We start from the raw sequence: 25693 nt of genomic DNA on the forward strand, positions 1-25693 counted from the left end.
GGCCCGAGGTAACCCCACACCGACGTAATATAATTTAAAATGTGACACCATAGTCCATTACATGTCTACTTAAACGGAAAAAACACCGGAATACAAACTAAAACAACCACTGCATAAACAACACTGACAGGTAAGCCCATTTTAACAAAGTCATTTAATCTATAGTTACCGGCATTAAAAACCATTAAATTAGTTTGATAACCATAAGGGCTTATAAAGCTTCCACTTGCAGCAAAAGCTACTGTCATAACAAACGGCAATACATCTACTCCAAACCCAAGCGCAATGGTATAACCTATAGGAAACATTAATGCAGCTGCCGCGTTATTAGTCACAAACTCAGTCATTAACCAAGTTGCTATATAAACAAAAATTAAAGCAATATATACATAACTCGGATCGTTATACTGGCCAATAAAATCGCCTAATGTAACTACTACACCAGAATTAACTAAAGCATTTGAAAGCAAAATTGCCGACGAAACAACTAACCAAATATCAACTGGAAAGCGTCTAACCAGCTCATTCGTAGTTAAACTATGAGTGAATAATAACGCTCCGAGTAATAATACTAAACCTTCTAATAAATCTAGAATACCAAAAGCGGCCAGTACAATGATTGAAATAAACCCACCAATAGATAGCCAAGCACGCCACCCATTTATTCTTGATTCAGGCTCAACACCAGAAAGTACTAAAAAGTTTTTATTAATATTGGTTCTTGTTTTGTAATCTTTACCCACCGCTAAGACTAAAAAGTCACCAGAACGAATTACAACATCCCCTAACTTTCCAGAGACCTGCTCACCATCGCGTCTAATTGCAACTACAGCGGCATCAAATAAAGCTCTAAAACCTGTTGTTTTTAAGGTTTTACCAACAATAATACTTTCCTGTCTAACCACTACTTCAGTTAAATTGCTATTTAACGTACCGTTTTTTTCAGCAAAAATCTCTAAGCCTGTAAATTGTCCAAGCTGAAGTAACTTAGTAACTTCGCCACAAAATATAAGCCTATCAGAGCACTGTATAACCTCCGAAGGAGACACAGGACTAATTAAGTGCCCCTTTCTCACTATTTCAACTAAAAACAATGACTCTAAATGCCTCAAGCCATTAGCTTCAACGGAACGCCCGATAAGCTCAGAGTTTTCAGCAACCTTAGCATCAATAAAATACCCTTCAGAGGTCGCCTTTTTTTGCTCAATACTGGGTAACATATTCGTGCAAAAATACATAACAACACCACAGCAAACAACTAAAATAGCCCCAATTGCTGTGAACGAAAAAAACGACAGTGAACGTCCAGAAGCCTCAATATACATTGAGTTAACAATCAAATTAGTTGACGTTCCTATAAGTGTTAAAGTACCACCTAAAATAGAAGCGTAGGAAAGAGGTAAAAGTAGTTTACTCGAAAAGTGGTGAGGATTATTACGTATAGGAGAAAGTAACGTAGCGACAACAGCTGTATTATTTAAAATAGACGAAAAAAGTGTAGTAACTCCAAATAACCTAAACCAAGTAGAATGGTAACTACTCACAATTATTTTAGATGCTACAACCCTTAACAAACGTGTTTTTTCAAGTGCTAAAGAGCACAATACAAGTAAAATTAAAGTCACTAAACCAGGGTTTGCAATACTTGTTAAAAATTGCTCTTTAGTAACCAAATCACAAGCTATCAAAGCAATAAGTGTCGCTCCAAAAACAGCGACAGGCCTTCCTTGAATAACAATTAATCCAGTAACCGTAAGTGCAAAAATAAAAAGCGTTAGATAAGCATCTAATGGCATAATTATAGTAGCCATCCATAGTTAATAAAACAAAAGTGCGGGCTAAAAAAGCCCGCAATGCTTAGCACGAGCAATCTATCGGATTACTTTTGCATCCCAATGAGGAAAGTGTTTACGAACCAACGCATTAAACTCAACTTCAAAAACAGAGTGTTGGCTTTGCGATTTATTCGTTTTAGCATCCAGAGGCTTACGTATCATCCCAGCACCAACAGTTACGTTAGTTAAGCGATCAATAATAATAAACGCTCCTGTGTGTTTATTAATATCATAAGCATCAAATTGTACAGGTGCTGTTAAAGCAAATTGACAGTTACCAATCTCATTTAAGTTTAGCTGCGACGCTTCTTTTTGCTCTAGCGTATTCACGTCAACTTTATAGTTAACAGCTTCTACGTGGCCAAAAACAGACTTACTGCCAACTTTTATTTCATACTCACGGTCAACTTGTAATGCTTCTTCAGTCATCCAAACCACATCAGCTTCTAAATTAGCAGATGAATGAGGTTTTTGATGAGGGCGCACTAGCATATCGCCACGACTTACATCAATTTCATCTTCAAGCGTTAATGTAATAGCCATACCCGCAGAAGCTTTTTCAAGGTTGCCATCAAAAGTAACTATTGATTTAACTTTACTTTCTTTACCTGAAGGTAATGACGCAACAGTATCCCCCACTCTAATATCGCCAGCAGCTATAGTGCCGCTAAAGCCACGAAAATCTAAATTAGGGCGGTTAACATATTGTACTTGCAGTCTAAATTCATCATTTTTAGCATGTGTCACTGAAACCGTGTTTAAAAGCTTCATTAGCGTAGAACCAGGATACCAAGACATCGCTTCACTTTCATTTACTACGTTATCACCACGCAGTGCCGAAATTGGTACAAAACGTATATCATCAAAAGATAATTTTTCAGCAAACTCTCGGTAATCTTTTTTAATGTTTTGATAAATAGATTGCTCGTAACCAACTGCATCCATTTTATTAATAGCAATAACTACATTTTTAATTCCTAACAAAGAACAAATATAGCTATGGCGACGTGTTTGAACTTGCACACCATGGCGAGCATCAATCAAAATAATTGCTAAATCACATGTTGAAGCGCCCGTTGCCATATTACGAGTATATTGCTCATGCCCTGGCGTATCAGCAATAATAAATTTACGTTGATCCGTTGCAAAGTATCTATATGCAACATCAATTGTAATACCTTGCTCACGCTCCGACTGAAGGCCATCAACTAAAAGCGCTAAGTCAAAATCGTTGTCTGTAGTGTTAAAGCGTTTTGAATCTTTTTCGATAGCAGCCATCTGATCTTCAAAGATCATTTTGCTGTCGTAAAGTAAGCGGCCAATTAACGTTGATTTACCATCATCTACACTGCCGCAGGTTAAAATACGCAGCATATCTTTGTTTTCGTGTACTTTTAAATAAGCTTCAATATCGGTTGCAAGTAAGTTTGTATCTTGTGACATAATTTTCTCTGAAATTTGGTTCGTAATAGGTTAATAACAAGTAGTTATTTATAATTTAGTAATAACTTGTCTCTTAAAGCTTCTAACGTATGGTTAGAAATAACCTTCCATTTTTTTCTTTTCCATAGAACCAGCTGAATCGTTATCGATTACTCTGCCTTGGCGCTCTGACGTAGTACAAAGCAGCATTTCTTGGATAATTTCAGGTAATGTTTGAGCCACAGACTCAACAGCACCAGTTAATGGATAACAACCCAATGTTCTAAAGCGAACCATTTTTTGCTGAACTTCTTCGCCTTTTTCAAGCTCCATTCGTTCATCATCAACCATAATTAATGTGCCATCACGCTCAACAACAGGACGCTCTTGTGCAAAATATAATGACGGAATTTCAATACCTTCAAGGTAAATATATTGCCAAATATCTAACTCAGTCCAATTGCTAAGTGGGAATACGCGAATGCTTTCACCTTTATCGACTTTGCTGTTATAAACATTCCAAAGTTCTGGGCGTTGGTTTTTAGGATCCCAACGATGGTTTTTATCACGGAATGAATAAACACGCTCTTTAGCACGAGATTTTTCTTCATCGCGACGAGCACCACCAAATGCAGCATCAAAACCATTCATATCAAGGGCTTGCTTTAAACCTTGAGTTTTCATAATGTCAGTATGTTTAGCACTACCATGAACAAATGGGCTAATCCCCATTTCTAAACCTTCAGGATTTTTATGAACGATTAAATCGAAACCATGCTTTTCAGCCATTTGATCTCTAAACTGAATCATTTCTTTAAATTTCCAGTTTGTATCTACGTGCATTAACGGAAAAGGTATTTTACCTGGATAAAAAGCTTTACGTGCTAAATGTAGTAATACCGAAGAGTCTTTACCAACAGAGTAAAGCATTACTGGATTATCAAATTCTGCGGCTACTTCACGCATTATATGAATTGATTCGGCTTCGAGGGCCTTAAGGTGAGTTAACTTTTCTTCATTCATAACGTTTGTTTATATCCTAAATTATCAAAATCCATCCAAGCCAATTATTAAAATATTATTTGGCTAAACTAAAACTATTATGCGTACTAGTTTAAATATTATAAACACCGCATTCAATGCGCAAGTATGCGTTCATAGTACTATATTCTTCACTAAGGTGCTGCGTGCATCATCAAGAGAGTAAATAATCCTTATTTACTCTATAAGCGAGGTATAAAACCTCACCTACAAAACATTTTACCACCGAGAACACCGAGGCGCTTCGCGCTACACTGAGAAGTTATTAGCTCTTCTCTTTCACTTCTCTGTGGTGATAATAATGTCTTAATTACTTACTCTATAAGCGAGGTATAAAACCTCACCTACAAAACATTTTTACCACCGAGAACACAGATGCGCTTCGCGCTACACAGAGAAGTTATTAGATCTTCTCTTTCACTTCTCCTTGTCTTCTCGGTGGTGGTGATAATGTCTTAATTACTTACACTTTAAGCGAGGTATAAAACCTCACCTACAAAACATTTTTACCACCGAGAACACTGAGGCGCTTCGCGCTACACAGAGAAGTTATTAGCTCTTCTCTTTCACTTCTCTGTGTTCTCTGTGGTGATAATAATGTCTTAATTACTTTATGAGCATTTAGCCCAAAACATTTTTACCACCGAGAGCACAGAAGCACTTCGCGCTACACAGAGAAGTTATTAGCTCTTCTCTTTCACTTCTCCCTTTCTTCTCAGTGGTGGTAGTTACTCATTTTATGAGTGATTACAAAACCTATATAGTCGCTCTTTTTATACTATTTCCAATGTTTATCATAAGAGCCTTTTCTACCTAGCAATCCATCGTAAATACCTTTGAGCATAAACCCAAAGCGCTTACGTCTATTTTTTTGCATAACAGAATTTAAAAAAAAGCGAATCGGCATAAAAAACAAACACCTTACTTTCCAATAATTTGGAACGTAAGCCCTGCGGCTCAACAATAAAATATTTCTAAACTGATAATACAGCCTAATTGGGGCACCAACTTTATAAGTTATACCCACAAACTTACTGCGAGAGTCTCCTAAACGATGAACCATTTCTATATTTTTGGCTTTAGCAATATCAAACCCCATACTTCGAGCACGCCAGCACCATTCATGGTCAACCCCATCAATAAATAAAGATTCGTCTTTTAAACCTATATGATCAAGAGCGCTTAAATCTATCATCATCCCTGAAGCAATAATTTGAGTAACACCAACTAGGTCGTCGTATTCAAACACCTCTTTTTGAACCATAGGGTTTACTTTTTTATCTGAAAAACTACAACGAATTCTAGGGCCAATAGCAACTACATTTTGCTTCACTTTAGTAGATGCCTTAAGCAAGCTGCTTAAATTGAAAACCATATCAGTAGGTATTAAGCTGTCTTGGTCAAGTAAAATTGCATACTCACACCCTGCTTTTAAAAGATAAATAAGCCCAGCATTATGCGCATGCGCAATACCCGAGTTATCAGCAAGATGAATATAATGGTAATGACTAATTACTTTTGTGAAATCGTGAGGGGTTGGGCTATTATCAACTATAACCACTTCTTCTGTTTGCCCATATAAACGCGTTAATAATCGTTCTGTTAACGCTAGGTCGGGCTTATAAACAACTAAAACTGCACCAATCATAATTAATTGTGTTTATTTAAGCCCAATATAAAGCGGTCGGCTTTATATGCAACTTTTATAATCCATGAAGGCATCATTCGTAATACTAATACAAATAACGCATAACAATAATTTTGTAACGACTTTTGCTTAAGGGAATCCATAGCTAAAAGCCTAGCTTTAAATTCATTTACCGACTTACCTCTACCACGGCGCTTATAAAAACCATTTATGCGCCTAAAATGAAGTAGTGGCTCTTTTACATTCGCAAATTTGCAGCCATCTTTTGCCAGTGCTATCCATAAAAAATAGTCTTGAGTGTTAAGCATATTAGTTAAATACCTATGCCCACGTGCAAATACACTATACCTAATAGCAACCGTAGGATGGTTTATAGGGCAACGACGCGAAAAAGCGCAAATTAATTTAGAATGAGTAAGGGGTAACCTACGTATACCAGCTCTGTTACCTTGTTCGTCTACTTCCCACAAAGCAGAGCCAAGCACATCAACATCATGATGCTTATTTAGTAAAGTAACTTGTTTTTCAAAACGGTGAGGTACGCAAATATCATCGGCATCCATTCTAAAAAAGTATTCTGGATTTAGTGGTAAGGTTGAGTCGATAATGTAGTTCATGCATGTGCTTAACCCTTTATTTTTTAGGCCATGCACTAGCGCTAAATTTGGGTGTTGTTTTTCTATTTTAGTTAAGTAAATAGCAATATCGTCTGCTACTTCACCATCGAGCACGATCATAAATAAATCAGCAGGTAAAGTTTGGTTTAAAACACTCTCAACTGCTTGTTTTACCCACTCTAGCCGGTCGTTGATATAAACAGACATACCACAAACAACACTTACGCTACTTGCAATTGGATAAGTAGACTGCAATATAAACTGATTATTAGTTGCCGAAATTGGGATCATACTCTCTCTATAAAAAGATAAAACAACTCAAACAAACAGTCATTTACAAACTAGAAGCAATTCTAGCTTACTTTAATTAAGCACACAAAAAAACATAACGAATAATAACGCTAGTTTTACTTTTTATTAACTACCTAAAAGGCTTAATCGCAAAGTTTTCACGTCTACGGGTTAAATTAGGATTATATGCAGGGTCGTTAGCAATAAAATCACACCACGTAGTTTGCAAATAATTAAGCTCAGCATTAAAGCGCCGCACTTTTTCAGGCGTATCTTCGTGCCCGCGCGATACAGACTCATGATGGTACAAAATAGCTTCTGCACAGTATAAGTTTCGTCTACCTAACTGCAGTACTTTTAAACATAAATCAACATCGTTAAACGCAATGGCCAACTTCTCAGCGTTAAGGCCCCCAACGGCCCAGAAATCATCTGCTTTTATAAGTAAACACGCAGCAGTTACCGCACTATAATTTTGAGTAGCAACTAAGCGATTCATATAACCAAAATGATCATCAGGAAAGTACTTATGCCCATGCCCTGCACCGCCACCATAGCCCAATACAACTCCCGCGTGCTGAATACGATTATCTGAATACAAAAGCTTTGCACCCACACAACCTATATCATCTCGCATAACATGGCTAACCATGTTTAACAGCCAATCAGGTTCAATAACTTCAATATCGTTATTTACTAATGCCAATACCTCGCCCGAGGCTTTTTTAGCTGCAAAATTATTTATAGCCGAGTAATTAAATTCGGCGGCGTAATTAAACACCTTAATTTTTGAATGCTTGCTTAACTCATTAAAATATTTAAGGCATTTTGGGTCATCAGAGCCATTATCAATAAGTAATATTTCATAATTGCTATAAGTTGTTTTACTTAATATTGACTCAACACACGCTTTTACCAGATCCAAGCCGTTACGCGTAGGTATAATTATTGACACCAGCGGCTGTGTATTTAGATGCCACCGTAAATATACACTGGGTAAATTAGAGGGGATGACACTCGCAAATGGCGCATATAAAGCACTTAATTGATGTGTAGCATTACTAAATTTAGGTAAGTTGGATGGGCGAGAAAGCAACACTTGAGCTATATGCTCAACATTTATGTTAGGGTTGTTTATATAGCTAGTACACATAAATACACTTAACATAAATTCGTTAAGGGGTAGCTTTATAACATTAAAGTCACTTAAGTTTTTAACCCAAATACCCGAGCTAACATAGCCATTCGTTAGCTGTAAGTCAGGATTCCAACTGGGTTTAAAATCGGCAAACTCTCTTTTTATATCCTTTGCGTTTAAAGAGTCGGTATCAACATAAGCAAGCTTAGCTGAGCTTGATAACTCGGTTGCTAACACAAATCCTAAATACGGGTGTAATACATCACCAGCGTTAACAAAAAAGCATGGGGTATTAACCACCTCTTGGGGTAAGCATTCAGCGCTTAAGCTTGTAACAACTCTAAAATTTAAAACGCTGTTTAGCGCTAAAAATTCATTTATTTCAACTCGATTATTTACCTTACAATATACAACTACATTTAAAAATGCGGCATGCTGCTCATTAATACTATTAAACGTAGCCAATAACTTACTAGGGCTATAATCGGCAACGCATACAATTAACGAACAATCACTATTGGTGACTTCTGCAAAGTGCTTAACTTGCCTAGCAAGGTAGCAATTGTGCTCGTTAATATAGTCATCGTAAGAGCGCTTAAGCTCATCAAGTGTTTGTAGCTGATATAACAAACCACTTTTATGCAAGTTACGACTATACGCAGCCACCAGCTTTGGATTCTGCTTTACTTTATCAACAAAGCTCTGAGGCAAAATACTTAAAAGACCTTTGAGTATTTTTACTGATGTTTTTCTAATTAACTGCACCTAGAAATCATCACGCTTAACTGTAGAGCTATCAATTTCACGCTCATAAATTTTTATCTTACTATTAATTAAAGGACCGTTGGGCCTTAACCTCTGAGCCCTTTTCATAAATAAATATGCTAAACCTATGTCTTTGTTCGTCTCTGCTATAAACGCTAATTCCTTTAGAATATCAACATCAGAAATAGACTTAGCTAAACCAAGTTTGAGCCTCAATCTATTTATATCATCAGGTGCAGATTGATTAATTGGTAGTTGTTCAGGCTCTATAGCTTTACCAAATAAACGCTTTATAAAATTTAAAGACTTCGTTTTGAACATATATTTATCCGATACTTCAGAAAGCTTATACTTCCTAATAAAAACTTGCCCATACTCGTCATTAAAACAGGGCTGATAACTTGAAAGATAAAGTGCATAGCAAATAGACTTATATACCTCAGGCGCTTGATTGTTAATATACTCAGCCACTTTAGTAAACTCTGGTACATCTAAATTTTGCTCTCTATAGTCTTTTTGATCAGTTGAGCTCACTTCCTTTAATAAGCTTTCGGAGCCATACACACCGTAGTTTGAGCAAAATTTTTCTAAAGCATTGTAAGCATCGACTCGGTATAACTCGTAGTTATCAGGCTCTATCAGCGAAAAGTTATTTGAGGTGCTTTTAAAATTTTGCAAAATCTTATCTGCTTTCAAAGCTAAGCTAGGTGAGCAAAACTGATTGATCCAGCGTTTAAACTCAAGTGCCTCAAAAGAGTACGAGGTATTAATATTAGCTTTTCCCATTATGGGTGGCTCAATATTTAAAATACTATAAAAATCATTAATAATATTTCCGCCAACAAATGCCTTATTACTATATGAACGAAGTATAAACCGACCTACCCCAAATTTACTTACTAGCTCATCTAGTTTATTTAAGTAAAGTTGTGGCAACTTAGAAAGAGCTTTAATGGGGTTTACTTTATGATGGCGCTTTACCGATTGATTATACAAAGATTCAAAGCTATCTAAAGGATTTCGAATATAGGCAATAAAATGTGCATCAGGTAGTACCTCTGTAATATCACTAACCCTTTCAAAAAAAAACTCAGAGCTTAATAACAATGTATGCAAACCACGCTTTTTACACTCAGCCAAAAGGGTCACTACCTTAGCATTGCTCACTACACGACCACTTGACGTGTTCTCATAAATACTATTTAAATTTCCAGAGCTAATTCCATTTATATCAGTGGTATGCTTTGGGTAATAAATGCCATTTTCAGCTAACCGTTTTGAGTCTCGTTGTAATGAAAACTGTATTGCTGACGTACCTGTTTTAGGAGGTCCTATATGTATAATTACTTTAATTGTCATCAATAAATTCCAAGTAGTAACTTAGCTGTGCTTTCAATTACCACTTAATTATGTACTAACTTGTTTTGTATAAAGCCTGCAACTCTCTAAGTATTGCTTAGCCACTTAACTAAAAATTATGCAAATATAAATTAATGCATTTAAATTAATTAATAATTTGTGCTTCATACTGAGATACTTTATGAGCAATCAGGTTACCACCAGGTCTAAACCTAGATGCTATTCTCATAAGTTCTAAGGATACATTAAGGTCAACACCCTCAAAGGATATTGCAATATCTCTAAATTTATTTATCAAAGGCTCATCGATTATATTTAGATAATCAATACTCTTGATTCTTTTATGGAATGAGGAAAAAATCGAAGTCCCTTTAAGAACTTTATAATAAGTATCCACATCCTTTAATAACTCCTCATCAGTTATATCAAGAATTTCTAAAGCACTAATTTTTACGTCTTCACGTATTTTATTTAGCATACCAGCTAAATTACAATACTTTATAAACTCATCCAAACTATCATGGTAGCTTTTTAGGTGTGACTCAGGAACATCAAGATATGATAATTTAGCCTTTTTAGTTATGCCATCTCTGTTTTTCTTAACCCTCGAAGTCGATTCAGGGTTTTGCCTTAGTAATAACGCTAAATATTCACACTCAGAACGAACCATTCGGTGAAGTATGAAGGCATTTTGATTAATGTTAAAGCTTGGTGCAGCTAATTCTCTATGCTTACCTTTTTCAAAGGTATCTCCACTAGCATCTATATGAGAGGCATTATAGTTAGCTCTAAGCAGAGGAACATGTAATGTAAACTTCCTCATATTTTCATAAGTACACCGGGTTATGATAGTTTTTACTTGGGGAGTAACATAATAGCCCTTGTTAACAAAAGGAGCTGAAAACTCCTCTTCATCAACCTCCTGACAAGCCCAGTGAATTGACAATTTACTAGCAAAATCAAAAGAGTTAACAAACTGTTTTATATCCTTTTTAAAGCAAGTAGGATAAAAAAACTCATCAGCATCCACACTTAAACAATGAGTAATACTTGGGTCTTTAAATGCCTCATTTGCTAAAAAACTAAAAGATAGCCGTTGCATATTTGGGTTTATCCCGGTTTTATCAGCGTCTTTATCTATCCAGTCAGTAATAAAGTATTCTACATTGTCATATTTTGAACATATTAGATCCAAAACCTCTATAGTTTTGTCTGTAGTACGATTTATAGCTAAATAAATTTTTTTAAAACCGAAATACTGATAATGGTGTACCCACTCATGAATATAGGCCGATTCATCTTTGATAACAGCGATAACAGCAACATCTTTGCATATAGCAGCCTCTTGTTGCGTATTTTTAAAAAGTGATGAGACTTTTTTTAAACTCATAATGGCTCACTTATCTAATATTACTTTAATTATAGTTTTTATAGCGTGATTAGCTAAATCCTCATTCCACTCATCAGAAGCTTTCTCGTTATAAAAGTCAAAAGACTCTGAAAATATACTTTCATTTTCACTACTTATTTTAAACCGTTGGTTAAGCGCAACATTAGAGGCTCTAAAATTAGAATAAAAATCGATAGCCGTACTGCGCGCAGGGCGCATCACGTATGAGTCACCTAGTTCATTAATTATTTTTTGAAAAATAGCATCATTACGCTTAACACCCATAGAGCGCAAAATGTGAGCGACTTTTACATGTAATATACCCAAACTTACATTAGCGTCATTCACATTTATATCGTTTTGAGAAAATGGAACTTTTAAAAAATCAAGAAAGTCACTCACTACACAATTATTTTTTAGCTCTAGCCTATCAAATACCTTAAAGGTAATATTTTCATCACCAAAAACATCTCCCCACATGGCAAAATGATCATAGTAATTTAAATACGAATTAGCATTTTTGTCTAAACTAGGAAATGCTTTATTGTCGCCTTTAAAATAATGCCCTTCTGCTTCCCAGCTCTTAGCTCTTTGCTGATAGTGCGACAAAGCTTGTCGGTCTTGTCGCCTAATATAAATAAGGATTTTTATAGAAGAAAAGTGCGCGCCCAAAGAGGCTTTAAACTGCTCTAATTGCTCTTTATCATGTATCCATGAAAAACATTCTGAGGACATTACAACACGTTTACCGGTGCACTTTTTTAAATTTATAGCCAGCTGCTCTTTTATAAAAACAGATCCATTCTTAATTTTTGAATGATCAAAATAATAAGTTTGGTTTACTTGAACTGCACTTTTACCATTTTCAATAAAAAATGGAGTCACACTATTTTTTTTTAAAAAGCGCTGATTATTGTACATCCAGTTTTGAACTGTCGATGTACCGGTTTTGTGCGCCCCAATATGTAACGTTAACTCTCGCATTGTTTGGTCTCCGGCAACGATAAATTATATTCGTAAAAATTAAATACTATAAAACAGTCGCTAAGCATTTATCTAAATTATTAATAGAGACTTTCCATTCAATGGAGTTATTTTTTTGAAATATATTATTAGTTGAAGTGTTGTAGCCATATGTTTTATGCCCACATATTAAATCTGTATTAACTTGATGGTTAATACCAGGGTTTATTTTCATAATCGGTAAACAAGTAATGCCTAAAGTTTTTGCAGGGTTGGGTATAAAAAAGGAATTTTGCAAACCAGAGCCAGGACTACCAGCAATAAAATTGGTGGTTGAAAGTGCCTTCTGCATATCAATTTGAGAAAGATCCTCGGGCACTATAATTTCAAACCCTATTGAGCGAAAGTAAGACTCAACTTCATCCTCATTCAGTAGTATTCGGCCTTGTATCGGCGCTTTTACCGCACGTCGACTCAAGTAAACTCGCTTGCTACTAACAATGCTATTTTTATTCTCGTAACCTGCCATCATTTTATTTAAATGTAACCAAACTAAACGAGCTTCATCAGTCAGGTAGCAGTTGCCATCACTAATAGAAATACCTGACTCAGGAATAATTATATGCTCAAACGTTGTTGGCTTTTTAATAAAAACAATATTGTCGCTGTTTATACCTAACACGGCTAAATACTGCATCATATTAGAGTTCAAAAAAGCATTTTTTTGCTGCTCATTAAAATTTTCAAATACGTGGTATACAAATTTAGTATTTTTATTTACTAAGCTAGGCTTTTTTAATGCAAGCCAAAAACGCGTGACTCCCTCCTGAATAAAATGCCCATAATGAGGGTTTAGCATGCCCATGTAGTAATAGTTACCTTTCATATGCTCACTAGGAAAAACGGCCTTGAAAGGATAAACAGGCAACTCAGAATGGTCTTTGTAGCCTTTTAATACTGGTTTGTAATGGTCAGCTATTAAAATTGGGTTTAAATGTTTGTCATAAGCCCAGTGTTCAAAAAAATAGCTTTTAGGAATATGGTGTGTTTCTTTGTAGGGTAAAAAAAGTGGATTCTCTTCAATACAGTAAGTTGGAGAAAATTTAGTAAACTGCGAGTTATATAAACGCGTTTCAGAGATATCGCTTCCGCATATAAAGTTAATATGATTTTTCAGCGCTAAGCTATAATCTAACCGTGTGCTTATACGTTTTTTTACAGGATCCCAATAATCGTTTTTCATAGGTTTAGATCCACGTATACCTTGCTGTAAGGCGCTCTTTATCGTGTGTAAAAGCATTTCGTACCACTTTAGTTTCTATGCGTTGTTTTACGTTTTTAGCATGCTGCTCTTTGTAGTCTAAAGAATTTAGGTACTTTATAAGCTCTTCTCGCTGCTGTTTATTGCTACTTACACGGTCAAAGTGTCGCAGCATAGGCGCAATTTCTAGCCGAATGGATTCATTAACCTTACTCTGTAGGCTATTGCTAGCGTCAATGTTAAGGCCAATAACTTTAAAAAATAGACTTACAAAATTTTGCTTATCTTTATCGTAATCCATCAAAAATACATTCTCATCGCCAATGTGTTTTGCCCAATTATCAACTAATAATGGCATTCTTATTTGGGCCAACTCTCTTTCGCAAAACTTAAACATATCTTCGTTGTCAGGAATACCCCAATTGACTTTAACGGCTTGTAAAAAAGCAGAAATTAAGTAATCAGTGTAATTTCTCACCGCAACTATAACTTTTACTTCAATACCTTCGCTTTTTGCCTCATTAAGCATATTTGCAATATGCTGCGGGTTATCCCTAATTAAAAACTCACTAGATACAACCGTACTACTGTCTCTGCTTTTAGCAAAACTTAAAAGTGATTTCCAATTTTGTTGGTAATTCTCAAGCGAAAAACCAGGGTGGTTAGAAGCAAAGTAGTTGCTCGCGCCACCAAATAAACCAAATGGCGAAAAGCATGCTTGTAAATTGTTATCAGTAGAAAGTTTAAAGCCAATATTTTGAATTGCACTCGTTGCTGTTTTCCCTATACCAGGGTGAAATATTATTGTTTTGGGTTGATTTAAATTTATATTCATATAGTTGTCTATTCACCTAAAAACGGGAAGCGCCCAAAGCTACTTATCAGTGGTCCCCATTTTAAAATATGTTGTTCGTTTAATTCATTGCTACCACTAAATGGATTATCCCATCCTGCAGCATGCCATTTATCTAATGGATTAAGAATATGCAAATTTTGTAAGCCAAAGTCACCTGGTATTTGTGCATCGGCCACGGCATTGTCGCCAACATGTATAAAACTTTGCCCTTCGGGTAGGCTTTGCTTTATATGTTGCCACAATTGGCCATCGTCTTTGCGTTTACCGATTTCGCTCGAAACCAGTAAATCAAAGCCCACACTAATACCTACTTTAGCCAGCATAAGTGCCACTTGTTCTTTTGTATAATAGGTATCTGATGCAACTGTTACTTGTTTGCCAGCTAAAATAAGCTCGTTAAAAATATCAACCATTTCATCTTTTGGTAAAATCATGTGTAGGTCATAAGCAAACTCTTGCTCTGCATAACTATGGGCTTGCTCACTGTTCCAGCCCAGTTGCTCGCTTAAGTAGCTGTACGTTTCAAAAATACTTACATCACCTATAAAGTTTTTAGCTTTGCGTACCTCAAACTCTGCGATATTACGGGATTTAACAAATTCATGCGCATTACTTACAATACCACTTTCAACCAACGCTTTACCTAATAACAACTTAGCGTAATCTGGCGCGTGGTATTCACGCCTTACTAAAGTATCAAATACGTCAAAGCTTATATGCTCAAAATTATTCAGCTGATTTTTAAGCCCTTCGGCAGTATTAATATACTGCGCCAAAATATAGCTTGTATCGTGAGTAAACTGGCCAGTTTTAGGGTAGTAAAAAAGCTGCTTGTAGCCATTTTTTTCAACAAGCAGCCCAAGCATACGCTCAAGCGCATGCAGCTGTGAGCCATCGTTAGGTAAAGGCTCACCAGGGAAATCATCGTAATTATATTCTTTATTTAAAAGCTGCTTTAGCGCCTCAGGCCTTGCCCAAAACATACCGCCGGCAGGGTAAGCTAAAAAATCATCTTTTAATTCAATATTCCACTCTTTAGTAAACTTTTGTGCAGCAGGTTTATTCTTAAGCCAGTGGTTTACCCAATCAGGCATCATCCAAAACGAAGTGGGGTAATATATGCCGCTTTTAGGATTATCGTTAAAATGATTAAGCACTTGCTTAATAACGTGCTGGTCATTTAGTAAGTACTCGCCTAGGTAATCAGCCCATTGAGTTTGTGCTCGGCCAGAATAAAGTGACTTTTTAGAATGCATATGGCAAAACAAATCGTACTTTTGTAACTCACTTGCAAACTCAACAAGCATAGGGCCAAAGTTTCGCCCACGGTTAGGCACTACCTTTACTACAACCTTATTTACCTTTGAACACGCTTTAAAATCGTGTATTGCTTTTTTAGCAAGCTCATCACTAGCTACACTCACAAAAACATCGACCGGCTGCGTAAATTTAGCTAAAGCATCACAGTAGTAATCAATAAACTCGCCATAAAACACATGAAAACACATCGCTAATTTAAGTGATGTTGGTTCACCATCTGCTGTACTTTCTATTGCTTTTGGGTACCACTTTTGATTAGCCGGAAGCGATAAGCGACCTTCTTGCTGTCCATGATTTAAGTAATGCACTAACGCATGCTCGCCCTGTAAGTAAATGTCCGTATTGCACTTATAATAGAGCTCTGTATCAAAATTAGGGCTTGGGTTTACACCGCTAAAATTACCTTTGTGTAAATAATCTTCAAAAGCTTCAAGCTCACAGCTAAACGTTCTAAGCTGTTTATTGCTATACCAAGCATAATCAAAAAAGCCTGCTGCTTTTGCTTTTTCAAGTAAGTAAGCCGTTTCTTTATCGCTATAGCTTTTTTTATTATTATTTAACTTTATATACTCACGGTGCTGTAATTTTGCATTAACTCGCTGAGCTAACTTAAGGAGTTGCGGCTGACTTTTTACAAAGTTAAACAATACAGGCATATGTGTTTTTATTGTTTTTTTATTAATCATTATGCTAAACCAAAAAACTGTAGGGCATTAACGGTACCGTTACCTGTAACGTCGTCATCAATGTCAAAAATGTGCGTCGTGCATTTAGGGATCATATTTGGTTTACCCATATAGCTATTTAGTAATAATTCTAACTCATGGCTTGTAAATGCTAATTGATGTTTACCAGTATGAAAACAATAATTAAGCGCACCAGCCATTACTTGCTCAAGTTCATAAAAATAACGCTGTGATGCAACTTTTCGCCCGTAGTAAAAATCGAATTTAGACGGATCAAAAGTATTAAATTTAATATCTCTAAACTGGCCATTAGGTGCAGTTAACAGTGATTCTAAAAACATTGAGCGGTCGAGCGGTAAGTAACCTTCACCAATTTTAACACCTTCTTCTAAATACCCACGCATAGTTACTTTATTATCATCAACACTATACTCACCAGGTTTCGACGCTATTAAATAGTGGCCATAGGTATCTTTGTTTAGCAATATAGAAAGTAACGCCTGAATAGTACCTGAGTAACCTAAATCCACTAAGTGGAGTGTTGACTGTTTATTTACTCCCATAGCCTCTAAATAAGTAAGATAAGCACACTTTGTAGGGGTTATTACTTTATCAATCGCTTTTTTATGGTTAGCTAACACTTCTATAATGCTTTTTTTATCGGCCGCTAATTCAACATGGCGGCCGCTAATTTCGTTACTAAAAATATCTTCTATTTCACTATTACTTAATAAAAAGCGCGTACGCATTAAATCATAAAAGGAGCCTTTAAAATCGCCCTTGAGTGAATATGCATAGCTTTGGCTGTTGCCTAAGAGTAACTTAAATAAAAATGCGCGCGAGGCAAGTAAATAACAACTATATTGCTTTTTATTACTACCTGAAAGGTACTGTTTAAATGCTTTTTCTAGCCAGTAACCTTCTCTGGCTAAAAAAAAGAGAGGTGTATTTTGAGTAGTATTCTCAACCAACTGTTGAGAAAAAAAACTTAATGTCGGCCCCATAAAGGTTGAACCAAAAGCTGTAAAACGCGCTGCTGATGTTTGGTTTTTTGTAAAACTTTCCATTTTATTAATACCATCCTGTGATGAATAAAATACGTATTAAGCTTAATATCCTAAAGAACATTTAAATATTATTAACGCCTTCTTATATTTATACATGAGGCATTTTTTAATATAAAAACCTTTTAGCCAACCCACTAAATTTATAATTAAGGGAACAAAAGATCGCTCTGATTACAACGCTTTGTATAAAGCGAAATATCCTCAGCGTAGAGCTTTTTGACCAGCTGGGTTAATTCATCATTATAGAGCGCTTTGTGGCTCGGACATTTTCCTGCTCGCTTTAAAACAGCAATGTCAAAGGCAGAAGTCTTACTGTAATCACTATTATTTAGCATTTCAAATTTATCAGTGCCGTGCCCTGTTAAACTGCGAGCATCCACTACATCCAAATCTATTTTATCTTTTAGTGTAGTTATCGCTTTTTCAAAATGTTCAAGTGCAAAGTAGTCATCGTATTCTTTATAAAGTAAAAATAAGCTTTGTGGTTTCCAATGTATATTGGCGCCTTTCATAGGCGGTACAGCAAGTGATTTAACAAATTGCTCAAAAGTTAAATCATCAAGGTTAACCTCACGCTTTAGTAAATCGCGGTACTGCCAAACGTCAGGTTCTTTAGCTACAAACTTATCTAAAAACACACTTGCTAAACGTCTAAATGGGCAGCGTAATACAACAAATTTATAGTGTGCAGTCGCTGCTTCTTTTAAAGTAGGCTTAAACGTTTGGTTATTTTGGTGTATCCAATTACCCTGCTCAATACCATCAATGGTTCCATTAGCAATTGCTACAGATAGTCGTAATGTAGAACAACCATTTTTGGGAATGAAACTATAAATAGCGTTACTATTAAACACCTGCATAGCGTAGTTCATACCAAACTGATGTTGTCCGTTGTGATTTAAACTAACAAAATTTTGCGAGCTAAAATTAAACATTTATTTATTCACTATTTATTATGCAACAACATTCAAACTAAGGGGGTTGGCTCAATTAATACAAGATAAATCACGCGAACACACTGCTTCAATAATACCAAACGCTACGATTTTATTGAGTTGCGACAAAATCATAGCGCTAGAAAGGCCAAATAAACAGTACTACAACACCCTTCGGCAATTTTCATATTATCATCAAAATTAATTTTGGTATTTAATGAGTATTTAGTAAACAAATATGAGTTGCTAACTTAAACAAAATAATTAATAACCTAATCACTTGTTTTCAGAGCAGTACAAAAGCATTTCACTAAGGTAAAATGAAATTTATAGCTAAAACTGAAATCATTCTAAATAATTTAATTAACGGGTAAGTGGTGACTTACAATTAAAACTATTAATTTTGTCAATGATTTTATTTAGAACTATTTGTGTTAGGCTATTTAAAAAGCTCATGTACCTTACCGAAAACGATTGAGCTGGGCTCATAAGGCATAATCCTCATGGATGTTTTCAAAGACCTGAGTTGATTAATTGCCTCATCAATATCATCAAAGTTAACTGTTGTTAACTGCCACAAAGGGAACTCCCACCATTTTAGTTTCAACAGCTTATCTATAATGTCTTCACTGAATCTAAATTTAATAACTTGTGCTGGGACACCAGCTACAATAGAAAAAGGTGGTACATCTTTCGTTACTACAGCACCAGCTGCAACAATAGCTCCATCCCCGATATTAACACCGGCTGTAATTGTAACTCCGTGTCCAACCCATACATCATTACCAATTATTGTTTTAGGTTTTCTAATCGCATCCAAGGCTTTTCTTCTGTTACTTTCTGGTACTTTAGTTTCATTGTAAAGCTTATGGTGTGAAAAGAGAGAGCCTGTTTTAAACTTAAAGCCAACCTCATACTGAAAAGGGCTAGTTGAGAGCCAATTCATCGGGTGATTGCCTTGTCCAATATTTACCCCCCTTGCTATAGAGCAATATCTACCAACATCAGTATTGTAAATATATCCATCAGTAAAGTACGTAAAGGCACCCACTGTTGAACTGTGAAGACAGACTGCATTCGAAAGCCTTACGGGCGGTTCTACTGTTAATTGTAATGAAGACACTTTTGCACTATTCGCTGATAGATCAACCCCTGACTCTAGTAGAAGTTGATGTACACTACTTTTCCCAAAATTTAAACTGCTACTATCTAGATGTTCTAGATTCTCTGGTATCAACGATTTTTTTTCACAGCAAAAATCATAAAGCGCTTCATCTATTTCTCGCCACTCTTCAAGTTCATCACTAAGCAGAACTCGTAATTCATCCATGTCCTCGCGATATAACTCTAACAAGTTTAGAATTTCTTCCCGTGTAATGTATGGACTATCCTCAAGATTGGTCCTTAAACCTAAATCGTTCCAGTACTTAACAAGCCCTTTATTACTTTTTTTTCTATTTTGGTTATCAGTAAAAGGAGAAATACCTAAAAAGCTTGAAATTTTCTCACAGGCTAAGTTAGGGCTCTCAATAATATCTCTTTCCATAATTAAAGTTAAGATTTTATCTTGTGGTAACTCTTTTTCCCACTCAGTCAAATGTCTTGCGTAAAACCCCATATCAACCATGCCAAACTTTTTCGCAGATGCTGAAAATGATGAATTGAGTGTAATACGGCCTCTTTCACTATGATGAAAAAAAGCAGATATAAGTCGGGTAACAGGATGTCTTAATGAGCAAACAACCTTTAAGTCATTACCGAGTAATGCTTTTGCATCTTTAGGGATAGTTTTATTATGCCCTTGAGTAAAAGTACCTTCTTCTGATTGCTCGCTGTAAGTCCACAAATAAGAGGGGGTTTTCTCTGCAATTATTTTGTGCTCGCTACTTACACTTTCGAATGCTGATTCATACTTATCAATTAACGCTCTTTCATTACATTTTGAATTACTAAAGTGTAAAAGCTCAACTTTTTTAGGCATAAAAACTTCATTATGCTCTTTTAAAACATCGTAAAGCCAAGTTGATCCACCTTTCTGGGCACCGATAATTAACGTATTAGGTAAAGTCATTTATAAATCCTTATTATTCTAATTTAATCTAACAATTGTATTAACTTTTTAGCCCATAAATTTGTTTTATTATCAACTAAGTGAACACTTTTACTAAGCTTCTCTACTGTCCCTCTATAAGGCTCCACATTTGAACTAATAACAGGCAATTCTAATGAATTAAATTCAAGACATTTTAGGTTACTTTTGCACGCAGAAAACTTTTCATCAACAAGTGGAGCTACACCTACATTAAATTGATAGGCAATACTTGATAGCCAGTTAACAAAGATGTCATACCTTGCACTAGGTGGTGTTAAACGATGTATATATTCAAGTTTTGGTAGGCTATCACCACAACCCACAACATACAGCTGAATATTCTTACCTGACTCCCTTGCAATAGATAATGACTCTATTAAAAAATTTAGATCTTCTTGATGCGTTTTTGATCCAAAATATAAAACATTTAAATCCGATTTAATAAGCTCTAAATCTATACGCTCTTCTGCCGAGCTCTTTTTCCACCTATGAGGGAAAACTTTATTAGGGCGAATAATTATATTTTTATTGTATTTTTTACATACATCAAAAAGCGCGTCATTAGTAACATGAACCTCGTTTGCATTTGTTAGCAATTTGATTAGATATGGCCTGTATTTATTATAAACTCCGGCAGGATCAACGCTTGCTGGTACATCCAATAAATTATCATCAATTTCAAATGTGTAAGGCACGTTGTATTTTTTTAACGTATTAATACACCAATCAACAGCATAGCTAGGTATTGCATCTCTTTGTATAATAAAATGATCAAACTTACTTAACTCATTCGTTAAAATAGTATCCCAACCTGTAAACTCAACCTTTAAGCCTGAACTTTTTTCAAACTCTTCTTTCCAGTCCACAAGCCTTACATACGCTGTAGGTGGAACTTCAGGAAAGTGACCTTTCATTATAAATCCAAGCTTACGATTAGTTTGCTGTGCAATTGGAGTAAGTATTGATTGGTAAATAGATATATACTTACCCGTCATATTACTCACTGTATTTTGCGCACCATAACCTTGTTGCCACTCTAAAACAGCATTTTGTTTTTCTTTTAATATTTCTGTATTTTTTCTAATAGAAAGTAATTGAGTAAAGCATTGCTGTGCGTCATTCTCAATTAACCAGCCTGCTTTATGCTTACTTATACGCTCTTCTACAGCACCATAAGCAACCCCAATTACAGGAATACCCGTTGCCCAGCTCTCAGTAAGCGTATGGCAGTATGTTTCAGGCCAAATAGAAAAAACAGCTGAAATATGCGGTTGTATTTCAGCTACTAGCTTTTGAAATTGACTCCTTTCGTAACGACCATGGTATGTTACAAAAGGAAGTAGATCCTCAGTGCAAGTTCCAATTATATGGAATTCAATTAAGTTATCTTTATCTAAATTTTTAACTCGCTTTATTAACTCAGAACCTTTAGCTAACGCTATATTCCCAGGAACTAAAACTTTCAACTTATCGTCAATAGAGGTGTAATCAACAGGAGCTATAAAGCTCTCAAAGTCCCGGCCATGTGGAATAACTGTAAAGCTATCTTTTTTGCTTATTAGCTCAAGCTTACTTAATAATATATCTTTTGCACTGTTACAAGTCGTAATATAGTGGTCGCACGCTATTAGCGATTTATCCATTTTTTGCTGCCAACGTTCAAGCATTGACGGAGTCATCGGAGTAACGGTTTCGTCTTTCCAAAGAGGGTTTGGCGACTCTGAGCTTACACCATCTGGGTGGTATATCCCCTCTCCATCAATTAAATTAACGGATGGGCAAATAGCATAAAAATCATGAAATGATTTAATTACAGGTATTAAAAGCTGCTTAGCTATTTTGGGTAACATTAAGCTGTGCCAAGCAATATGCCTAATATGGAGTAACTCTATGTTGTATTTAAATAGTAAATACTTTACCAATGACTCATATTCTGCTGAACGATGTGTAGAGTATTTTACAGGTTGGGATAAATTATAGCTCTCAACAACTTCATACCCTTCGGCTCCAGCTTTTAAGATCTCTACTTTTTTTGAATTTGAAGCCAAAGCATAACAATCATATATTTCTGAAAGCTTTTGCATTAAATCTAAATTAGTTTGAGGAGTACCGCCAGTCCGAGTAGAAATCACAAACATAATTTTAGGCTTAGCAATTGAACTGGCTTTAGTATACTTTTCTAAATTATTAGCTATGGAAATACGTGCCTTTTTAAACAACTCAGAACCACCAATAGCCTTAATTGCACCACTATATTCAGGAAAGTCTTTTTTAACCTGATTTATACCATCTTCCATCAATTGGTATTTTGAATCTTTAAAAGAAGCAGAACGCTGATGATAGATATAAGTTTTAGTATCAACAATATTGACCCAACCAGCTTCCAGTGCTCGCATGCAGAAGTCATTTTCTTCGCCATAGCCACGAGGAAACTTTTTATAATCAAACGTACCTATATCATCAATTAGATCACGCTTAATATATAAGCAAAACCCATTTCCCGTTGGTACGTCAATATAGTTGCCATCTGAATTTTTAACTATCCTAGAAATCACTTCTATACTTAAATGCTCAGGGATATTATTGGTTCCAGACTTAGGCACAGAAAAGGCACCTGCATTATTTGATACAGCGGTAACTGTACCAATATCACTTTTACTATACGCTGCAACAACTAAATTTCTAATCCAGTTTGGACTTACAACTGTATCGCTATTTAGTAATATAATATCTCGCCCTTTAGCTAATTTTGCTCCCTTATTAACATTTCTTGTGTAACCTAAGTTAGTTAGGTTATTCTTGATCGAAATATTGGGAATATTTTTATATTCACTAAGCATTGGCTTGATATTTTTATCTGGACTACAGTCGTTAAGTACAATTACATTTATGTTTTTGCTCAACGGTGTATTCTTTATTACGCTATCAATACAACTTCTTACTTCATCTAAAGCATTATAAACAGGTATAATTATACTAATTTTTATACTACTAACGTCAGCTATACAATCTATAAATGATGATTCAAACTGGGTATGTTCACTTAGCTTAGTAGGGGCGCCAACTCGCCCTTCGTTATATCCAAAAAGAATAAAGTGTACTAATGGGTTCATTCCAGATTTCAAAACATCAGGATACTTGTCAAGATAATAAGCACCATCGAAAAAATCGGAAGTTTTGCATATTAGGGCGGATACACTTGTTAGGTAATGATAAAGAGGATTTATAGTATCATTACCATCCAAATATTTTTCTCTGTAAAATTTTGTATCAAAAAAAGCATTTGGATTTCTATTTTCTTTATACCCATGCCTAATAAAATGTCTCAGGGGGTCATTATTACGACGTTGTATGTCTTCGTAACGACCTAAATAATATTTTTCGTCGAAAAGCCCTGACTCTTTTATTTTTTCTATAATTTTATCGTACATTCAAGCTATCGCCTATCATCTAGCTAAAAGTGGTGTCCACCAAGCTTCGTTATCTAAATACCAGTCAAGTGTTTTAGCAAAACCTGTTTCAAAGCTCTCTGCCGGTACATAACCTAGCTCGTTATTTGTTTTAGTTGCATCAATCGCATATCGGCGGTCGTGCCCAGCGCGGTCTGTAACGTATGTTATTAATTGTTCAACGTTATTTTCCATAGCAGCTTTAGCATTAGGGAAACGTTTTGCAAGCTCTGGGTTTGTAGCAAACTTTTCGCCCATTACTTTACATACCAATTTAACTATATCTATATTGGCCCATTCGTTATTGCCGCCAATGTTATAGTTTTCGCCAATACGACCTTTTTTAAGTACAAGCTCTATACCGCGTGCGTGATCTTCTACATATAACCAATCACGTATTTGTTGGCCATCGCCATAAACAGGTAAAGGCTTGTCGTTTAAAATATTAGTAACAATTAGCGGTATTAGCTTTTCAGGAAAATGGAATGGCCCGTAGTTGTTTGAGCAATTTGATGTAGTAACCTCGAGCCCGTAAGTATGGTGGTATGCGCGTACTAAGTGGTCGCTTGCCGCTTTTGATGCAGAATATGGTGAGTTTGGTGCATATGCTGTTTCTTCAGTAAACGCAGGATCGGTTGCGCTTAATGTGCCGTATACTTCGTCGGTGCTTACATGGTGAAAGCGATGTTCTAAAGGCTCGTTACCAGCTGCTTTAGGCTCGTCTATCCACTTTTTTTTAGCTGCTTTTAATAAGCTGTATGTACCTAGTATATTTGTTTCAATAAAGGCGTCTGGCCCTGTTATTGAGCGATCTACATGCGACTCTGCTGCAAAGTGTACTATGGTGTTTAACTGATGAGTGTCGATTAGGTTTTCGATTAACGCTGTATCGCAAATATCGCCGTGTACAAAGGTCATATTTGGGTTGTTTGCTACACTGTCTAGATTGGCTTTGTTACCAGCATAAGTAAGTGCGTCTAGCACTATTACTTTGTCTTGTGGGTTTTGCGCTAACCAGTAATGTACAAAGTTGGCACCTATAAAGCCAGCACCGCCGGTTACTAATAAATTTTTTACTGTCATCTGTTATTCCATTTTACAAATTTTGGCTATACGCCTTATGTCATCGTTACGAGTCGTAAGCTGTAAGCCGTAAGACTACAAATTGTTGTTTACTAAATAGTAAGGTAATAAAAGGTTATTTATTTTGACCTTTTATGTATTTTATTTAGTAATAATAATTACTTTACTCGCCTAAAAAGTGAGGTTTACACCTCACTTACAAAATATTTTTATAACCAAGAAGCTTAATAACACCAGCAAGCTAAGCGCCTGCAATCACTTCTCTTTGTTTTGTGTATTCTCTGTGGTGATTAATCACTTTATGAGCGAGGTATAAAACCTCACCTACAAAACAATTTTACCACCGAGGGCACAGAAGCGATTCGCGCTTCACGGAGAAGTTACTAGCTCTTCTCCTTTACTTCTCTTTGTCTTCTCGGTGGTAATAATAATCTCTTAATCACTTTATGAGTTTTAGCCCAAAGCAATTTTACCA

General features: G+C 35.7%; 17 protein-coding genes. All 17 read right to left on the reverse strand.

Going from position 1 to position 25693, the window contains the following annotated elements:
• Positions 1-65: 65 nt before the first annotated feature.
• The 17 genes from H5090_RS00910 to rfbB all read right to left on the reverse strand — a co-directional run bounded on the left by H5090_RS00910 (position 66) and on the right by rfbB (position 25218).
• Positions 66-1796: an SLC13 family permease gene (locus H5090_RS00910; protein ID WP_182694836.1), complete on the reverse strand. Its 1731-nt coding sequence runs from the start codon at positions 1794-1796 to the stop codon at positions 66-68.
• 75 nt (positions 1797-1871) lie between these two features.
• Entirely contained in the window at positions 1872-3278 is a 1407-nt protein-coding gene (gene cysN / locus H5090_RS00915; protein WP_182694755.1) for a sulfate adenylyltransferase subunit CysN, read from the reverse strand.
• A gap of 93 nt (positions 3279-3371) precedes the next feature.
• Entirely contained in the window at positions 3372-4280 is a 909-nt protein-coding gene (cysD, locus tag H5090_RS00920) for a sulfate adenylyltransferase subunit CysD (RefSeq protein ID WP_002963147.1), read from the reverse strand.
• A gap of 796 nt (positions 4281-5076) precedes the next feature.
• Positions 5077-5946, reverse strand: coding sequence for a glycosyltransferase family 2 protein (locus H5090_RS00925; protein ID WP_002962426.1), 870 nt, complete (start codon positions 5944-5946; stop codon positions 5077-5079).
• A gap of 2 nt (positions 5947-5948) precedes the next feature.
• On the reverse strand, positions 5949-6854 hold the full coding sequence (locus H5090_RS00930) for a glycosyltransferase (RefSeq protein WP_182694756.1): 906 nt from the start codon (positions 6852-6854) through the stop codon (positions 5949-5951).
• A 130-nt stretch (positions 6855-6984) separates the two neighbouring features.
• Positions 6985-8757, reverse strand: a complete 1773-nt coding sequence (locus tag H5090_RS00935) for a glycosyltransferase (RefSeq protein WP_182694757.1) — start codon at positions 8755-8757, stop codon at positions 6985-6987.
• Complete coding sequence (locus H5090_RS00940; protein WP_182694758.1) at positions 8758-10116, reverse strand: hypothetical protein; 1359 nt, start codon at positions 10114-10116, stop codon at positions 8758-8760.
• 145 nt (positions 10117-10261) lie between these two features.
• Positions 10262-11506 (reverse strand): glycosyltransferase family 2 protein, encoded by a 1245-nt coding sequence (locus H5090_RS00945; RefSeq protein ID WP_182694759.1) that lies wholly within the window; start codon positions 11504-11506, stop codon positions 10262-10264.
• 6 nt (positions 11507-11512) lie between these two features.
• On the reverse strand, positions 11513-12490 hold the full coding sequence (locus tag H5090_RS00950; protein WP_182694760.1) for a hypothetical protein: 978 nt from the start codon (positions 12488-12490) through the stop codon (positions 11513-11515).
• 46 nt (positions 12491-12536) lie between these two features.
• Positions 12537-13712 carry a DUF563 domain-containing protein gene (locus H5090_RS00955; protein ID WP_182694761.1) on the reverse strand — a complete coding sequence of 392 codons (1176 nt, stop codon included), beginning with the start codon at positions 13710-13712 and terminating at the stop codon, positions 12537-12539.
• 4 nt (positions 13713-13716) lie between these two features.
• Positions 13717-14565 carry a hypothetical protein gene (locus H5090_RS00960; protein WP_182694762.1) on the reverse strand — a complete coding sequence of 283 codons (849 nt, stop codon included), beginning with the start codon at positions 14563-14565 and terminating at the stop codon, positions 13717-13719.
• A gap of 8 nt (positions 14566-14573) precedes the next feature.
• Positions 14574-16592, reverse strand: coding sequence for a rhamnan synthesis F family protein (locus H5090_RS00965; RefSeq protein WP_182694763.1), 2019 nt, complete (start codon positions 16590-16592; stop codon positions 14574-14576).
• Positions 16592-17659 carry an HAD family hydrolase gene (locus H5090_RS00970; RefSeq protein WP_259395016.1) on the reverse strand — a complete coding sequence of 356 codons (1068 nt, stop codon included), beginning with the start codon at positions 17657-17659 and terminating at the stop codon, positions 16592-16594. The genes H5090_RS00965 and H5090_RS00970 overlap by 1 nt, the downstream gene beginning before the upstream one ends.
• A gap of 146 nt (positions 17660-17805) precedes the next feature.
• Positions 17806-18594: a sulfotransferase family 2 domain-containing protein gene (locus H5090_RS00975; protein ID WP_182694764.1), complete on the reverse strand. Its 789-nt coding sequence runs from the start codon at positions 18592-18594 to the stop codon at positions 17806-17808.
• Positions 18595-19033: 439 nt separating this feature from the next.
• Positions 19034-20665, reverse strand: coding sequence for a sulfotransferase domain-containing protein (locus H5090_RS20980; RefSeq protein ID WP_182694765.1), 1632 nt, complete (start codon positions 20663-20665; stop codon positions 19034-19036).
• A 23-nt stretch (positions 20666-20688) separates the two neighbouring features.
• On the reverse strand, positions 20689-24117 hold the full coding sequence (locus H5090_RS00985; RefSeq protein ID WP_182694766.1) for a glycosyltransferase: 3429 nt from the start codon (positions 24115-24117) through the stop codon (positions 20689-20691).
• Between the two features lie 15 nt (positions 24118-24132).
• On the reverse strand, positions 24133-25218 hold the full coding sequence (rfbB, locus tag H5090_RS00990; protein WP_182694767.1) for a dTDP-glucose 4,6-dehydratase: 1086 nt from the start codon (positions 25216-25218) through the stop codon (positions 24133-24135).
• Positions 25219-25693 lie beyond the last annotated feature (475 nt).

Source organism: Pseudoalteromonas sp. SR43-5 (genome assembly GCF_014163835.1).
GTDB classification, from domain to species: domain Bacteria; phylum Pseudomonadota; class Gammaproteobacteria; order Enterobacterales; family Alteromonadaceae; genus Pseudoalteromonas; species Pseudoalteromonas distincta.

Bases quoted from the DNA above. Each gene is read 5' to 3' on its own strand.
- H5090_RS00950 (WP_182694760.1), bottom strand. From the start codon at position 12,490: ATGCGAGAGTTAACGTTACATATTGGGGCGCACAAAACCGGTACATCG.
- H5090_RS00965 (WP_182694763.1), bottom strand. From the start codon at position 16,592: ATGATTAATAAAAAAACAATAAAAACACATATGCCTGTATTGTTTAAC.
- H5090_RS20980 (WP_182694765.1), bottom strand. From the start codon at position 20,665: ATGACTTTACCTAATACGTTAATTATCGGTGCCCAGAAAGGTGGATCA.
- H5090_RS00925 (WP_002962426.1), bottom strand. From the start codon at position 5,946: ATGATTGGTGCAGTTTTAGTTGTTTATAAGCCCGACCTAGCGTTAACA.
- H5090_RS00945 (WP_182694759.1), bottom strand. From the start codon at position 11,506: ATGAGTTTAAAAAAAGTCTCATCACTTTTTAAAAATACGCAACAAGAG.
- H5090_RS00985 (WP_182694766.1), bottom strand. From the start codon at position 24,117: ATGTACGATAAAATTATAGAAAAAATAAAAGAGTCAGGGCTTTTCGAC.
- cysN (WP_182694755.1), bottom strand. From the start codon at position 3,278: ATGTCACAAGATACAAACTTACTTGCAACCGATATTGAAGCTTATTTA.
- H5090_RS00910 (WP_182694836.1), bottom strand. From the start codon at position 1,796: ATGCCATTAGATGCTTATCTAACGCTTTTTATTTTTGCACTTACGGTT.
- H5090_RS00930 (WP_182694756.1), bottom strand. From the start codon at position 6,854: ATGATCCCAATTTCGGCAACTAATAATCAGTTTATATTGCAGTCTACT.
- H5090_RS00960 (WP_182694762.1), bottom strand. From the start codon at position 14,565: ATGAATATAAATTTAAATCAACCCAAAACAATAATATTTCACCCTGGT.
- cysD (WP_002963147.1), bottom strand. From the start codon at position 4,280: ATGAATGAAGAAAAGTTAACTCACCTTAAGGCCCTCGAAGCCGAATCA.
- H5090_RS00955 (WP_182694761.1), bottom strand. From the start codon at position 13,712: ATGAAAAACGATTATTGGGATCCTGTAAAAAAACGTATAAGCACACGG.
- H5090_RS00940 (WP_182694758.1), bottom strand. From the start codon at position 10,116: ATGACAATTAAAGTAATTATACATATAGGACCTCCTAAAACAGGTACG.
- H5090_RS00970 (WP_259395016.1), bottom strand. From the start codon at position 17,659: ATGGAAAGTTTTACAAAAAACCAAACATCAGCAGCGCGTTTTACAGCT.
- rfbB (WP_182694767.1), bottom strand. From the start codon at position 25,218: ATGACAGTAAAAAATTTATTAGTAACCGGCGGTGCTGGCTTTATAGGT.
- H5090_RS00975 (WP_182694764.1), bottom strand. From the start codon at position 18,594: ATGTTTAATTTTAGCTCGCAAAATTTTGTTAGTTTAAATCACAACGGA.